Genomic DNA, 12,928 nt, shown 5'->3' with positions numbered 1-12,928 from the left:
TGCGGCACCAAGGCGGCGACCCGCAAAGACTAGGGGCAAAGCCGCCGGCTGCCAAGCGCAGTTGCCCGCAGCACGCATCCGCAGGAGACAAAGCAGTGACGCCTTTGACAGCCCAGGCCAGTGCCGCCAGCTTGCTGGCCGCGCAGGCCGCCGCCCATGCGGCCGAGCCGACGCCCGACCGTGCAATGCGCGTCGACCGACTGACCCGGCTGCAGACCCTGATCGAGTTCCATGCGCTGGAGTTCGTGCAGGCCATCGCCCAGGACTTCGGCCAGCGCTCGTCGCACGAGACGCTGCTGGCCGAGGTTGGCATGGTCAGCAGCGCCATCATCGGCACCCGCCGGCATCTGAAGCGCTGGATGCGGCCCCGCCGGCCCGCCACAGCGCTGGCCTACTGGCCGGCGCACAACCGGCTCTTGCGGCAGCCACTCGGCGTGGTGGGCATCGTGGCGCCCTGGAACTATCCACTGCAGCTGAGCCTCGGCCCGGCTGTGGGCGCGCTGGCCGCCGGCAACCGCGTGCTGATCAAGCCCTCGGAACTGACACCGGTTTTCTCGGCCTTGCTGCAGCGCCTGGTCAGCCAGTATTTCAAGCCGGAAGAGATGGCCGTGATCTGCGGCGACGCCGAACTGGCGGCCGCCTTTGTGGCACTGCCTTTCGACCATCTGGTCTTCACCGGCTCGACGGCCGTGGGCCGCAAGGTCGCGGCTGCAGCGGCGCCAAACCTGACGCCCTTGACGCTGGAGCTGGGCGGCAAGTCGCCGGTCATCATCGACGCCTCGGCCGACCTGGCTGTCGCCGCTGCGCGCATAGCCTTCGGCAAGCTGCTCAATGCCGGCCAGACCTGCATCGCGCCGGACTACCTGCTGGTGCCGCGCGGCCAGGGCAGGGTGCTGGCGGAGGCCTTGCAGCGCGAAGTGCTGCGCATGTACCCGACGCTGGAAGCCAACCCGGACTACACGGCCATCATCAGCCCGCGCCACCGCGCGCGCCTGCAGCAGATGCTGGACGAAGCACAGACGCAAGGCGCCACGCTGGTGCCGCTCAGCGCGGAGCAATTGGCTGCGGGCAGTCGCAAGTTCGTGCCGACCGTGGTCCTGAACCCCAAGCCCGGCATGCAGCTGATGCGGGAAGAGATCTTCGGACCGGTGCTGCCCATCGTCGAGGTCGACGGCGCCGATGCCGCGATCGCGCATGTGAAGGCCGGTGATCGGCCCCTGGCGCTGTACTGGTTCGGTCGTGACGCAGCGCGGCGTGAGCAGGTCCTGCGCGAAACCATCTCCGGCGGCGTCACCGTCAACGACTGCCTCTGGCATTTCGGCCAGGAGAACCAGCCTTTCGGCGGCGTAGGCGCCAGCGGCATGGGCGCCTATCACGGCGAAACCGGCTTCCGCACTTTCAGCAAGGAGAAGCCGGTGTTCATGCAGTCACGGTTCAACGGCATTGCGCTGCTGCATCCACCTTACGGCGCGACCTTTGAACGCATGCTGAAGCTCTTGAAGCTGATCGCCTGAACGCACAGGACCATCATGACTGAATTCGACTACATCATCGTTGGCGCCGGCTCGGCCGGTTGCGCCATGGCCGCACGCCTGAGCGAAGACCCGGAAACCACCGTCTGCCTCGTAGAGACAGGCGGCCCGGACAGCAGCGTGCTGATCCATGCGCCTGCCGCCGTGGTGGCGATGCTGCCCACCAGGATCAACAACTACGCCTACCAGACCGTGCCGCAGCCGCAGCTGAACGGCCGGCGCGGCTACCAGCCGCGGGGCCGGACGCTGGGTGGCTCCAGCTCGATCAACGCCATGCTCTATGTGCGCGGCAACCGCTGGGACTACGACCATTGGGCCTCGCTCGGCAACGGCGGCTGGTCCTATGAAGACGTGCTGCCGCTGTTCAGGCTCGGCGAGCACAACGAGCAATTCGGCGCGCCGTATCACGGCCAGGGTGGTCCGCTCAACGTGACCTACCAGGATCACCGCAGCCCTCTCAACGAGCTCTTTCTGAAGGCGGCACTAGCCCAGGGCATTGCCCTGAATCCGGACTACAACGGAGCCGAGCAGGAAGGCGCGTTTCTCTACCAGGTGACTCACAGGAATGGCGAGCGCTGCAGTGCGGCCAAGGCCTACCTCACGCCCAAGCTCGCGCGCCGCAACCTGACAGTGCTGACGCGCACGCAGACCTCGCGCGTGCTGCTGGAAGGGCGGCGTGCCGTCGGCGTCGAGATCATCCGGGGCAACGAGCGCCAGCAGCTGCGGGCGCGCTGCGAGGTGGTGATCGCCGCCGGCGCCTTCGGTTCGCCGCAGCTCTTGCAGCTCTCCGGCATCGGCGCTGGCGCCGAACTGCAGCCGCTGGGCATTCCATGCGCGATGGACCTGCCCGGCGTCGGCAAGAACCTGCAGGACCACATCGACTATGTGCAGACCTGGAAGTTGCCGAGCACGACCGAATCCTTCGGCCTCTCGCTGCGCGGCGGCTTGAAGACCACGGCTGCCATGCTCGAGTGGCGCAACAAGCGCACCGGCATGGTCACCAGCACCTTCGCCGGTGCCGGTGCCTTCCTGCGCTCGACGCCTGAGCTGCCGGCGCCGGACCTGCAACTGGTCTTTGTCATCGCCATCGTCGACGACCATGCGCGCAAGCTGCATCTGGGGCACGGCATGTCCTGCCATGTCGATGTCCTGCGCCCCTACAGCCGCGGCACGGTGAGCCTGCAAAGCCTGGATCCGCGCGACGCACCCTTGATCGATCCGCGCTTCCTCTCCGATGAGCGCGATCTGAGCTTGCTGGTGCGTGGTGCACAGATGCAGCAGCGGCTGATCGAGTCCTCGCCCTTTGATGAGGTGCGCGGCAAGCAGCTCTACCCAACCGACGCAAATGACTTGAAGAGCCTGGAAGCCGACATCCGCGCCCGCGCAGACACGCAGTACCACCCGGTGGGCACCTGCAAGATGGGCCCAGCCGACGATGCGATGGCGGTGGTGGATGAGCGCCTGCGGGTGCGGGGCATTGCCGGCCTGCGTGTGGCCGATGCTTCGATCATGCCGACCGTGGTGGGCGGCAATACCAATGCACCGACGATCATGATTGGCGAGAAGGCGGCGAAGATGATGCGCGAAGATCGACTGCAGAAGGCCGCTTGAGAACAAATGACCAGGAGACAAGAGCGATGAAGTTCATTCAAATGAAGAAGTCCGCGGCCCTGCTGGCTGTGCTTGCCCTGCTTGCCGGCTGTGGCCGCAACAGCGGTGTCGGCGGTGCCGCAGGCGACGCAATGCCGGCCACCGTGCAGGCCAATGAGCAACTGGTGCAGGGGTTGAAGCTCGACGACCCGCAGGACTTTGAAGATGCCAAGCGTGGCTTCATCGCGCGGCCCGAAGGAAAGATCGTCGCCGCTGATGGCAGCGTGCTGATCGACTTCGACGCTTTCAAGTTCGTTCAGGGCCAGTCGCCTGCCACGGTCAATCCGAGCCTCTGGCGCCACGCGATCCTGAATGCGCAGATCGGTCTGTTCAAGGTCACGGACGGCATCTATCAACTGCGCGGCTTTGACATCGGCAACATGACCCTGGTCGAGGGCAAGACCGGCTGGATCGTCATCGATGCGCTCACCGCGCGGGAAACCGCCGCCGCGGCCCTGGCCTTTGCCCGCAAGCATCTGGGCGACAAGCCGGTCACGGCCCTGGTCTTCACGCACAGCCATATCGACCACTTTGGCGGCGCGTTGGGCGTGGTCTCGGCGGCCGACGTTGCTGCTGGCAAGGTGCCGGTGATTGCCTCGGCCGGCTTCATGGAAGAAGCCACCAGCGAGAACGTGATGGTGGGCACGGCGATGGGCCGCCGCTCGATCTACCAGTTTGGCCGCGACCTGGATCGTTCGGCCAAGGGAATGGTCGACACGGGCCTTGGCAAGGGCGTGGCCTACGGCACCTTCGGCATCCTGCCGCCCACACAATTGATCACTCAGCCGACGCAGGAGCTGGTGCTCGACGGCGTGCGCTTCGTGTTCCACAACGTGCCTGGGGCCGAGGCGCCGGCCGAGCTGACTTTCTCCATTCCAGACAGACGAGCATATGGCGGCGCCGAGAACCTGGCGCAGACCATGCACAACCTCCTGCCGGTGCGCGGCGCCAAGGTTCGCGATGCGCTTCGCTGGTCCGGCTACATGCAGGAAGCACTGGAGCAGACGGCCGATGCCGAGGTCTATTTCGGTCAGCACAATTGGCCGATCTGGGGCCAGGCACGCATTGCCGAGTTCATCACCAAGCACCGCGACACCTACAAATACCTGCACGATCAGACGGTGCGCCTGATCAACGCCGGCCATACGCCGCGCGAGATCGCCGAACTGGTGAAGCTGCCCAAGTCCTTGCAGTCCTATTTCGGCGCCCGTGGCTACTACGGCGATACGCGCCACAACGTCAAGGCGATCTACCAGTTCTACCTGGGCGCCTACGACGGCAATCCGGCCAACCTCGACCCGCTGCCGCCGCAGGAGTCGGCCAAGCGCATGCTGGCGCTGATCGGTGGTGCCGACAAGGCCGTGGCTGCAGCGCAAGAGGCGTTCGACAAGGGCGAGTACCGCTGGGCGGCCGAGCTCCTGAACCAGGCCGTGTTCGGCCAGCCCGATCACAAGGGTGCCAAGGAGTTGCTGGCGCGCACCTACGACCAGATGGGCTATATGTCCGAGGCCTCGACTTGGCGCAACAGCTACCTCACGGCCGCTGCCGAGCTGCGCAACGGCCCGCCCAAGAAGGGCGTGAGCCGCGCCGGTTTCATCGACATGCTGTCGCAGACACCGGTCGAGCGCTTTCTGGAAGCCATGGCGGCCGGCCTCGATGGCCCCGCGGCCGAGGGCAAGGACTTGAAGGTCAATCTGGTGCTGTCCGACACCAAGGAGTCCTTCGTGCTCTGGATCGAAAATTCGGTGCTGCACCACAAGAAGGGCGAGCCTGCCAAGGACGCCAATTCGACGCTGACCCTGACCAAGCCGATCTTCATCAAGATGATGGCCGGCACGGCTGGCGTCAAGGACACGCTGCTGAGCGACGAGCTGAAGATCGACGGCAGCAAGATCGACCTGGTGCGCTTTTTCGGCCTGATCGACAAGGCGCCGGGCACCTTTGCCATCGTGACCAAATAGCCGAACAAGTGCTTGCAATGCAGGCGCCGCGGGGCTCGGGGGTAAACCCGTCCGGTCCTGCGGTGCCCGCCTCCTAGAATCTTGCTGCAACGCAATATAGGAGCAAGCGATGGCGACTGCCCGCAGAGGCAAGACGAAGGCGGAAGAAGGCGCAGCACCGGCTGAGCCCGAGCTGCGCATCCTCAAGAAATACCCCAACCGTCGCCTCTACGACACCAAGACCAGCAGCTACATCACGCTGGCCGACGTGAAGAAGATGGTGCTGGACGGCCAGGCCTTCGAAGTGCGCGATGCCAAGACCGCCGAGGACCTGACCCGCGCCATCCTTCTGCAGATCATCCTGGAGGAAGAAACCGGTGGCGTGCCCATGTTCACCACGCAGTCACTGGAGCAGATCATCCGCTTCTACGGGCACGCGATGCAGGGTGTGATGGGCGAGTACCTCGAGAAGAACATGCAGACCTTCTCCGAGATGCAGAAGAAGTTTGTCGACCAGAGCCCCGGCCTGGCCTTCAGCCCCGAGACCTGGGCCAAGTTCATGGGCACGCAGTCGCCCATGATGCAGGGCTTGATGGGCGGCATGGGGGGAATGGGCGGCTATGTCGAGCAGGGCAAGAACCTGCTTGAGCAGATGACCGAACAGATGCAGAAGGCTTTCCCGGGGATGCCGGGCATGCCGGGCTTCCCGCCCAAGAAGTAAGGCGGCGCTGGCTACTGCAGCCCGTGCCGGCTGCGGATCTGCTTCAGCGCTCCGCTCTCCTCGAGCTTTTGCAGCGCCGCGTCGATGGCCTTGAACTGGGCCTCGGTCACGGAGCGCTTGCTGAGCATCAGCCGTGCCGAGCCTTGCATCGGCAGGTAGTCCAGCTCGACCAGGTTGAGTTTTTGCCGCAAGAGCAACTGGCGCATCGCCGCGCGGTCGGCCAGCACCAGGTCGCCGCGGCCTGCCTTGAGCATCTGCAGCGCATGGCCCAACTGGTCGTAGTGCGAGAGCAGGCCGTCGTTCCGCAAAGCTGGCTTGTGCGCCTCGAAACCCTCGCCGAACCAGCCAAAGCTCTGGCTGATCACGCCGATGCCGCGCGAGCGGATGTCCTCGAAATTCTTGATGTCGCGCAGCTTGGCCGCCTTCTCGGGCAGGGCGAACAGCGCCACGGCCTCGACGAAATAGGGCGCCGTGAACCAGGCGACTTCGCGCCGCTCGGCGGTCATCGAGGCGGCGGGCAGGATGTCGATCTCACCGGCCAGGAACATCGTGTAGCGCCGCCGCCGCGGCAGCTCGGGCAGCAATTCCAGGCTGCAGCCAGCCTGTTGCAGGATGGCGCGCACCAGCTCGATGTCACTGCCCTGCATCTGGCCTTCCGCATTCATGTAGAGATAGGGCGGGCGCTGCTCGACAGCCATGCGCAGGGGGCGCTCGCACGCTGGGGCGGCCATGGCTCGGCCGAGGAGCAGGACGCTTGCGAGCAGCAGGCAGAGGCGGCCGAGGACAGCGGGGCGGGGCAGTGACATGGGGACGGGGACCGTACTGCTGGAGAGAGGAAGGGCCGACGCAGCGATGCTAATCCTCGCGGGCGCGCGGGTCATCGGGGAGATTGCCCAGATACAATGCCGGCCCAGCTTCTCAGCCAGGTCGACCGGCGGAAATCAAATGGAAACAACGACTTACGACACCGCCGCCGCGAAGATCGGCAACCCCGCTCCCAAGATTGGCTTTGTTTCGCTCGGCTGCCCCAAGGCGCTGACCGATTCGGAGCTGATCCTCACGCAGCTGCGCGCCGAGGGCTATGAAACCTCCAAGACCTTTGCCGGTGCGGACCTGGTGATCGTCAATACCTGCGGCTTCATCGACGATGCGGTCAAGGAAAGCCTGGACACCATCGGCGAGGCACTGGCCGAAAACGGCAAGGTCATCGTGACCGGATGCCTGGGCGCCAAGGCTGGCGCGAGCAGCCCGGACGCCGGTGGCCTGGTGCGTGAGATGCACCCCAGCGTGTTGGCCGTGACCGGCCCGCATGCCACGCAAGAAGTGATGGACGCGGTCCACACCCACGTGCCCAAGCCGCACGATCCCTTCATCGACCTGGTGCCCGAGGCCCGCGGCATTGCCGGCATCAAGCTCACGCCCAAGCATTTCGCCTACCTGAAGATCAGCGAAGGCTGCAACCACCGTTGCACCTTCTGCATCATCCCGAGCATGCGCGGCGACCTGGTGTCGCGGCCGATCGGCGATGTGCTGAGCGAGGCGCGCGCGCTGTTCGAATCCGGCGTCAAGGAATTGCTGGTCGTCAGCCAGGACACCAGCGCCTATGGCGTGGACGTGAAGTACCGCATGGGCTTCTGGGACGGCAAGCCGGTCAAGACCCGCATGTACGACCTGGTCGCCCAGCTCGGCGAGCTGGCCAGGCAGCATGGCGCCTGGGTGCGACTGCACTACGTCTACCCCTATCCGCATGTCGACGAGGTGCTGCCGCTGATGGCCGAAGGCCTGGTCCTGCCTTACCTGGATGTGCCGCTGCAGCATGCCCACCCGGAAGTGCTCAAGCGCATGAAGCGCCCGGCCAGTGGCGAGAAGAACATGGAGCGCATCCTGCGCTGGCGCGAGACCTGCCCGGAGATCGTGATCCGCTCGACCTTCATTGCCGGCTTCCCCGGCGAGACCGAAGAGCAGTTCCAGTACCTGCTGGACTTCATGGCCGAAGCCCGCATCGACCGCGCCGGCTGCTTTGCCTATTCGCCCGTGGAGGGCGCCACCGCCAACGAGCTGGACGGCGCGCTGCCGCAGGAAGTGCGTGAAGAGCGCCGTGCGCGCTTCATGGCGGTTGCGGAGCAAGTGTCGGCCGAGAAGCTGCGTTCGCGCATCGGCGCCAACATGCAGGTGCTGGTTGATTCCGCCCCGGCGCTGGGTCGCAAGGGCGGGGTGGGCCGCACCTATGCAGACGCCCCCGAGATCGACGGCACCGTGCGCATCCTGCCGCCCGAGAAGGCCAGCAAGATCCTGAAGGTCGGTGAGTTCACGCGCGTACGCATCGTCGCCGCGGAAGGCCACGACCTGGTCGGCATGCCGATCTGAAGGAGCGCGTCTTGAGTCACAAGAAGCGCGCCATCTCGACCGAGCAGATCCACCATCCCTACCAGCCGCCCGAGGGCTGGAGCGCCCATCCGGTGGGTGTTTTCAAGGCCTCGACCGTCCTGTTCAAGGATACGGCCGACCTGCGCCAGCCGCGCCCGCGCGACGGCCTGAGCTACCGCTACGGCCTGCACGGCACGCCAACGAGTTACACGCTGGGTGCGCGCCTGGCCACGCTGGAGGGCGCCGAGCATTGCCTGCTGACGCCATCGGGCTTGTCGGCTGTCACGCTCGTAAACCTGGCACTCTTGCAGCCGGGCGACGAGGTGCTGCTGCCGGACAACGTCTATGGCCAGAACCGCTGGATGGCGGTCGACTACCTGCCGCGCCTGGGCATCACGCATCGCTTCTACGACCCCTTGAATGCCGAGGCCTTGCCGCTGTCGGAGAAGACCAAGCTGGTCTGGCTGGAGGCGGCCGGCTCGATCACGCTCGAGTTCCCGGACCTGCTGGGCCTGCTGGGCCGCTGCAAGGCCGCTGGCGTGCTCACGGCGCTGGACAACACCTGGGGCGCCGGCATTGCCTTCAATGCCTTCGAGATCGCGCCTGGTATGGGTGTCGACATCTCGGTGCAGGCGCTGACCAAGTATCAGTCGGGCGGCGCGGATGTCCTGATGGGCGCGGTCTACACGCGCGATCTGGCGCTGCGCAATCAGCTGGACAACTGCCATGAGCACCTGGGCTACGGCCTGGGTCAGAACGATGTGGAGCTGGTGCTGCGTTCGCTGCCGACGATGGAGCTGCGCTATCGCGCGCAAGACCTGACGACGCGCGCGCTGGCGGCGTGGATGCAGTCTCGCCCGGAGATTGCCCAGGTGCTGCATCCCGCGCTGCCTGGCTCGCCAGGACACCAGCATTGGCTGGAGACGAGTTCTGCCGGTGCGGCCTGCCTGTTCTCGGTGGTGTTCAAGCCGCAGTACACGCAGAAGCAGGTCGATGCCTTCATCGACGCGCTGGAGCTGTTCGGCATCGGCTACTCATGGGCCGGCCCCATGAGCCTGGCCGTGCCCTACAACATGAGCCAGAGCCGCTCGCTGACGATGCCTATCGCGGCGGGGCCGCTGGTGCGCTTTGCCATCGGCCTGGAGGCGCAAGCCGATCTGCGCGCGGACCTCGAGCAGGCACTGGAGTCGGCGCTGGGCTGATCAGTCCTTCGACGAGTTTGCCGGCACTGCGTGCCGCATCAGCCGGCCTTTCTCGCGCTCCCAATCGCGCTTTTTCTCGGTCTCGCGCTTGTCGGCCTTGTCCTTGCCCTTGGCCAGGGCGATGTCGCACTTGATGTGGCTGCCCTTGAAGTGCAGGTTCAGGGGCACCATGGTGAAACCTTTCTGCTCGACCTTGCCGATCAGGCGGCGGATCTCGTCCTTCTTCATCAGGAGCTTCTTGGTCCGGTCCGCCAGCGGGTTGACGTGGGTGGACGCGGTGCGCAGCGGGTTGATGCGGCAGCCGATCAGGAACAGCTCGCCGTTCCTGATCATCACGTGGCCGTCGGTCAGCTGGACCTGACCGGCGCGGACCGCCTTGACCTCCCAGCCTTCCAGCACCATGCCGGCCTCGAACTGCTCTTCGATGTGGTACTCATAGCGGGCACGGCGGTTTTCGGCGATGGACATTGGGAGGCAGGTTTCGCGAGTTCGTGCGGCAGGGCCGCCAATACAATTGCGCCCATTGTATGAAGCACGTCAAAAAGTCCGTTCTGCTCTGGTACTCGCCGCGCGAGATGTATGAGCTGGTCACCGATATCGCCCGCTATCCGGAGTTCCTGCCCTGGTGCGAGAAGGCCGAGACCATCGATCAGCGCGAGGATGGCGTGACCGCCAGGCTGGGCCTTGCCTATGGCGGCGTGCGCCATGCCTTCACCACGCGCAACACCCATGAGAGCGGCCGCCGCGTCAGCATCGAGCTGGTCGATGGGCCCTTCTCCAAGCTCGAGGGCAACTGGTTCTTCGTGCCGCTAGGCAAGCCCGGGGCCGAGGGTGTCGGCGAAGAATCCAAGGCCTGCAAGATCGAGTTCGACCTCTGCTATGCCTTCTCCAGCAAGGCGCTGGAGGCTGTGGTCAGCCCTGTGTTCGACCGCGTGGCCAATACCTTTGTAGACAGCTTTGTGCAGCGTGCCGAAAGCGTCTATGGGCCTCGCTGAGCCGCGGCCGGGGCGCATCCGCGTCGAGCTGGTGTGGAGCCCGGCGGCTGGCGATGTGAGGCATTCGTGGCTCGACCTGCCCGAGGGCTGCACGGTGGAGCAGGGGCTCAATGCCTGCGCGGAATTTGCTGACCAACTGCCCCGACTGGCGGAACTGGCCGTGGGTGTCTGGGGGCGGGTGCAGCCTCTGAGCCATGGCTTGCGCGATCAGGACCGCATCGAGGTGTACCGGCCGTTGACCGTTGACCCGAAGGAGGCGCGGCGCCAGCGCTATCACGCGCGTGGCCAGCGGATTGTTTCCCGGCACAGGCCCCTGGGCGGAAAGACCAGTCGCTAGGCCTGCGGGAAGACCAGCGCCCAGGACTCGGGCAGGTGGGCTCGCTGTTTCAGCGGCACTCGCTGGCGATGACGGCGCGGGCGCGCTGCACTTCTTCGGCGCGCTGCTTGTCGTCGATGACGATGGGCTCGCCCTGCTCGTTGTTGCGCTTGATGCGCACGCCGCTTTCCAGCATCTGCAACTGGCCCTTGGCGCTGCGGCAGTTTTCGGCCCGCTGGGCGGCCTGCTTGCGCTCAGTTTCCTTGAGCTTGGCTGCCTGCTCCTGTTCGAGCTGACGCTGGCGGGCTTGCGCTTGGGGCTCAGGGCGGGAGGCGGCGCTGGCCGCTGCCGAGGCAGCTTCGGGCGCGCTGGCTCCGAACTGGCGCACGACCACCGGCTGGTAGCGCTGCGGCGGCTTCTGGAGGATGTCCTTCTCGGGCGTTCCCGACGGCGGCGGCCGGTCGCTGTACTGGACGTTGCCGCTGCTGTCCTTCCATTTCCATTGCGCCTGGGCCCCGCTGGCAAGGGTCAGCAGGAGCAGCAGGCAAAGCGTGGAGGACAGTCGCATGAGGCGGGGCCCGAAAGGCGTTACAGCAGGGTTGCGAGCGAGTGTACTGGCAGGTCTTCACCCCACCAAGGCGAGAGTGTGAACTGCTTCCGTATAATGCCGCTTTGCGTCTGGAGCTTCCCACATGCGCCTTCTCGGCAAAGCGCTCACCTTCGACGATGTGTTGTTGGTGCCAGCCTTCTCCCAGGTGTTGCCTCGCGACACCAGCCTCGCCACCCAGTTGTCCCGCAATATCCGCCTGAACCTGCCCCTGGTGTCTGCCGCCATGGACACGGTGACGGAAGCCCGCCTGGCCATCGCCATGGCGCAGGAGGGCGGCATGGGTATCGTGCACAAGAACCTGACCGCGCAACAGCAGGCCGCCGAGGTGGCCCGCGTGAAGCGTTACGAGTCCGGCCTCCTGCGCGACCCGATCACCATCACACCCGAAACCACGGTACGCCATGTCAAGCAGCTCTCCGAGCAGCATGGCATCTCCGGCTTCCCGGTGTTGGAGGGTGCGAAGGTCGTGGGCATCGTCACCGGTCGCGACCTGCGCTTTGAAACGCGCAATGACGCCCCGGTGCGCGAGATCATGACCCCGGCCGAGCGCCTGGTCTATGTGAAGGAAGGCGCTTCGCTGGCCGAGGGCAAGGCCTTGATGCACAAGCACAAGCTCGAGCGCGTGCTGGTGGTCAACGATGCGTTTGAACTGCGCGGCCTGATGACCGTCAAGGACATCACCAAGCAGACCAACTTCCCCAATGCGGCGCGTGATGCGCAAGGCAAGCTGCGCGTCGGCGCCGCGGTCGGCGTGGGCGAGGGCACCGAAGAGCGCGTTGAATTGCTGGTGCGAGCCGGCGTCGATGCCATCGTGGTGGACACGGCTCACGGCCACAGCGCCGGCGTGATCGAGCGCGTGCGCTGGGTCAAGCAGAACTATCCGCAGGTCGACGTGATCGGCGGCAATATCGCCACCGGCGCGGCCGCGCTGGCGCTGGTGGAAGCCGGCGCCGACGGCGTCAAGGTCGGCATCGGCCCGGGCTCGATCTGCACCACGCGCATCGTTGCCGGTGTCGGCGTGCCCCAGATCACCGCCATCGACTACGTCGCCACGGCGCTCAAGGGCACTGGCGTGCCGCTGATCGCTGACGGCGGCATCCGCTACTCGGGAGACATCTCCAAGGCCATCGCCGCCGGCGCCAGCGCCGTGATGATGGGCGGCATGTTTGCCGGTACCGAAGAGGCCCCGGGCGAGGTCGTGCTGTTCCAGGGTCGCTCTTACAAGAGCTACCGTGGCATGGGCTCGATCGGCGCGATGAAGGCCGGTTCGGCGGACCGCTATTTCCAGGAAAACGACGAGACCAGCAACCCCAACGCCGACAAGCTGGTGCCCGAGGGCATCGAGGGTCGCGTGCCCTACAAGGGCTCGCTGGTGGCCATCGTGTTCCAGATGGCCGGCGGCCTGCGAGCCTCGATGGGCTATTGCGGCTGCGCCAGCATCGCCGACATGCACGACAAGGCCGAGTTCGTCGAGATCACCTCAGCGGGCATTCGCGAAAGCCATGTCCACGATGTGCAGATCACGAAAGAAGCACCCAACTACCGTTCCGAATAAGACGGGTTGGGCATGACGAACGGGGCCTAGTGCCCCGTTC

The 12,928-nt window shown here is 65.7% G+C and carries 12 protein-coding genes; 9 read left to right on the top strand and 3 right to left on the bottom strand.

What is annotated here, in order from left to right:
• The first annotated feature begins 95 nt into the window (after nucleotides 1–95).
• The 4 genes from V3596_RS02430 (at nucleotide 96) to phaR (ending at nucleotide 5,843) form a co-directional block, all read left to right on the top strand.
• Nucleotides 96–1,514, top strand: coding sequence for a coniferyl aldehyde dehydrogenase (locus V3596_RS02430; protein WP_416383952.1), 1,419 nt, complete (start codon nucleotides 96–98; stop codon nucleotides 1,512–1,514).
• Nucleotides 1,515–1,529: 15 nt separating this feature from the next.
• A complete protein-coding gene (locus V3596_RS02425; protein ID WP_334275999.1) occupies nucleotides 1,530–3,143 on the top strand; it encodes a GMC family oxidoreductase in 1,614 nt (537 codons plus the stop codon).
• Between the two features lie 26 nt (nucleotides 3,144–3,169).
• A complete protein-coding gene (locus V3596_RS02420) occupies nucleotides 3,170–5,143 on the top strand; it encodes an alkyl/aryl-sulfatase (RefSeq protein WP_334275998.1) in 1,974 nt (657 codons plus the stop codon).
• 109 nt (nucleotides 5,144–5,252) lie between these two features.
• Nucleotides 5,253–5,843 (top strand): polyhydroxyalkanoate synthesis repressor PhaR, encoded by a 591-nt coding sequence (gene phaR / locus V3596_RS02415; RefSeq protein ID WP_334275997.1) that lies wholly within the window; start codon nucleotides 5,253–5,255, stop codon nucleotides 5,841–5,843.
• An 11-nt stretch (nucleotides 5,844–5,854) separates the two neighbouring features.
• Here phaR and V3596_RS02410 read toward each other — a convergent pair whose 3' ends face one another.
• Nucleotides 5,855–6,574, bottom strand: coding sequence for a substrate-binding periplasmic protein (locus tag V3596_RS02410; RefSeq protein ID WP_334275996.1), 720 nt, complete (start codon nucleotides 6,572–6,574; stop codon nucleotides 5,855–5,857).
• Between the two features lie 214 nt (nucleotides 6,575–6,788).
• Here V3596_RS02410 and rimO point away from each other — a divergent pair, with 214 nt between their 5' ends.
• On the top strand, nucleotides 6,789–8,210 hold the full coding sequence (rimO, locus tag V3596_RS02405; RefSeq protein WP_334275995.1) for a 30S ribosomal protein S12 methylthiotransferase RimO: 1,422 nt from the start codon (nucleotides 6,789–6,791) through the stop codon (nucleotides 8,208–8,210).
• An 11-nt stretch (nucleotides 8,211–8,221) separates the two neighbouring features.
• Nucleotides 8,222–9,412 (top strand): PLP-dependent transferase, encoded by a 1,191-nt coding sequence (locus V3596_RS02400; RefSeq protein ID WP_334275994.1) that lies wholly within the window; start codon nucleotides 8,222–8,224, stop codon nucleotides 9,410–9,412.
• Here the strand turns inward: V3596_RS02400 and smpB are convergent, their stop codons facing one another.
• Entirely contained in the window at nucleotides 9,413–9,880 is a 468-nt protein-coding gene (gene smpB / locus V3596_RS02395) for an SsrA-binding protein SmpB (protein WP_334275993.1), read from the bottom strand.
• 59 nt (nucleotides 9,881–9,939) lie between these two features.
• On the opposite strand from smpB, the gene V3596_RS02390 reads away from it, so the two are divergent.
• Both V3596_RS02390 and V3596_RS02385 read left to right on the top strand, forming a co-directional pair.
• The gene (locus V3596_RS02390) at nucleotides 9,940–10,407 is read left to right on the top strand and encodes a type II toxin-antitoxin system RatA family toxin (protein ID WP_334275992.1); all 468 of its coding nucleotides are present in this window, start codon (nucleotides 9,940–9,942) and stop codon (nucleotides 10,405–10,407) included.
• The gene (locus V3596_RS02385; protein ID WP_334275991.1) at nucleotides 10,394–10,744 is read left to right on the top strand and encodes an RnfH family protein; all 351 of its coding nucleotides are present in this window, start codon (nucleotides 10,394–10,396) and stop codon (nucleotides 10,742–10,744) included. Before V3596_RS02390 ends, V3596_RS02385 begins: the two co-directional genes overlap by 14 nt.
• 49 nt (nucleotides 10,745–10,793) lie before the next feature.
• Here the strand turns inward: V3596_RS02385 and V3596_RS02380 are convergent, their stop codons facing one another.
• Entirely contained in the window at nucleotides 10,794–11,291 is a 498-nt protein-coding gene (locus V3596_RS02380) for a DUF4124 domain-containing protein (RefSeq protein WP_334275990.1), read from the bottom strand.
• A 124-nt stretch (nucleotides 11,292–11,415) separates the two neighbouring features.
• On the opposite strand from V3596_RS02380, the gene guaB reads away from it, so the two are divergent.
• Entirely contained in the window at nucleotides 11,416–12,888 is a 1,473-nt protein-coding gene (guaB, locus tag V3596_RS02375) for an IMP dehydrogenase (protein ID WP_334275989.1), read from the top strand.
• The last annotated feature ends 40 nt before the right edge of the window (nucleotides 12,889–12,928 follow it).

This window comes from Roseateles microcysteis (assembly GCF_036880965.1).
Lineage (GTDB): Bacteria > Pseudomonadota > Gammaproteobacteria > Burkholderiales > Burkholderiaceae_C > JAUASW01.
This window is presented reverse-complemented; position numbering and strand designations above follow the sequence as displayed.